Origin of the sequence: Microbacterium sp. CPCC 204701, assembly GCF_004010105.1 — a bacterium.
In the GTDB taxonomy this organism is placed as follows: Bacteria; Actinomycetota; Actinomycetes; order Actinomycetales; family Microbacteriaceae; genus Microbacterium.
Window position 1 is genome coordinate 1 of sequence record NZ_RRYE01000501.1, and the last position, 1824, is coordinate 1824.

2 protein-coding genes are annotated in these 1824 nt (G+C 74.5%); one reads left to right on the forward strand and one right to left on the reverse strand.

Features of this window, described 5'->3' with window-relative positions; translation table 11 throughout:
- The first annotated feature begins 98 nt into the window (after window positions 1–98).
- Window positions 99–1211, forward strand: a complete 1113-nt coding sequence (locus EIO58_RS17250) for an FUSC family protein (RefSeq protein ID WP_164861840.1) — start codon at window positions 99–101, stop codon at window positions 1209–1211.
- Between the two features lie 3 nt (window positions 1212–1214).
- Here EIO58_RS17250 and EIO58_RS17255 read toward each other — a convergent pair.
- Window positions 1215–1824: class I SAM-dependent methyltransferase (locus tag EIO58_RS17255; protein ID WP_127820481.1), on the reverse strand; the 610-nt coding region annotated here is incomplete at its 5' end.

Genomic DNA, 1824 nt, shown 5'->3' on the forward strand with positions numbered 1-1824 from the left:
CGGCCCAGGAGGTCGTCGTGCCGCCCGATGCCGGCGCCACCGCGAACATCCCGCGGATCACGCGGCTGTCGCGCCGCGCCTCCGCGCAGTAGGCGTCGGTGAGCGGCGACGCCGAGCCGGCTCCGGTCACCCGGCCGGTGCCGACCGGCTGGCGGGCGCGTGTGAACCTGCGGTCGAACGTCGGGCGGGTCCGCGATTCGTCGATCGCGATCGTTCAGATCACGGCGGCGGCCACCGGCGCGTGGGCGTTCTGTCTCTACGTGCTGGGGCATCCGGCGCCGCTCCTGGCGGCGACGGTCACCATCTCGAGCCTCGGCCTGGTGCGCGACGCGCGGCCTCGCCGGGTGCTCGAGACCGTCGTGGGAATGCTCGTCGGAATCCTGGTCGCGGACGGCTTCGTGCTCGTCGTGGGTCCCGGGTGGTGGCAGCTCGCGCTCGCGCTCGGGGCGACCCTCCTCGTCGCGCGGTTCCTCTCCCCGTATCCGCCCTTCGCGATCATGGCAGCCGTGCAGGCGGTCATCGTCATGTCGCTGCCTGCCGCTGAGCCCTTCGCGCGCCTGATCGACGGCGCCGTCGGGGGTGTGGCCGCGCTGGTCGCGACGGCGCTGATCCCGCGAAATCCACGCCGCGAAGAGCTGCGAGACGGCCGCATGGTCTTCTCCACGGCGGACGACGCCGCTCGCACCATCGTGCAGGCGCTGCGCCGTGGCGACGCGATGCGCGCGGCGCGGGCGCTCGAGAAGGCCCGGGGCATCGCAGTCCACGTCGACAACTGGCGCGCGTCGCTGGACTCCAGCCTGGCGGTGGCCGGGTTCTCGCCGTGGCTGCGGCCGCAGCGTGCCGAGCTGCGACGCCATCGTGCGGTGCTCGAGGCGATGGATCTCGCCACCCGCAACCTGCGGGTGGTCGCCCGGCGCGCGGCGTACCTGTGCGACGACGGAGAGCGCCGGCCGGTGCTGGCCGAACTCGTCGCCGAGCTCATGCGCGCGGCCAGGCTCGTGGACGACAGCCTCGACGACATCGCTCTGCAGCCGGCGGCGCGCGAGGCGGTGCGCGTCGTCGCCGCCCGGCTGGATCCCGTGGCCATCCTTCCGCACGGGTCGGTGAGCGAGCAGAACCTGATCACGGCCCTCCGCCCGCTCGCCGTGGATCTGCTCACCGCGACGGGCATGACGTCGGCCGAAGCCCGTGCCGTGGTGCCCCGGGTCTGATGCTCACGCGGGGCGGATCGCCTTCCACGGCAGCGTCAGTTCCCCCAGCCGCCACCGCGAGCGCTCCTGCAGCTGCCATCCGGCCGCGGTGAGCGCGGCCAGCGTCGTGCGCCAGCGGTGCTCGGCGCCGAAGGGCGAGACGACGGCGGCGCGGTCCCACTCGGCGTCGAGGGCAGTGAACAGGCGGTGCACCTGCTCGCCCGCGACGTTGCGGTGGATGAGCGCCTTCGGCAGCCGCTCCGCGGCGATCGACGGATGCTGCAGCCCGGCGAGGCGGAGCGAGATCGTGAGCGTGCGCGGCACGGCGTCGGGTCCGACGGCCACCCACGTGGCGATGCGGCCGAGCTCGTCGCACGTGCCCTCGACCAGCACTCCTCCCGGCGCGAGCCGCGCCGCCATGGCCTCCCAGGCAGGAGCCACGTCGGTCTCGTCGTACTGGCGGAGCACATTCATCGCCCGGATGACGGCAGGCCGCCGGCCGCCGGGCACGGGCACCTCGAATCCGCCGCGCGCGAACGACACGCGCGCGTCCGGGGCGAAGATCGTGCCACCCGCCCGCACCTGCTCCAGCTGCGCGCGGGCGCGGGCGACGCGGGCCAGGTCGATCTCGAGG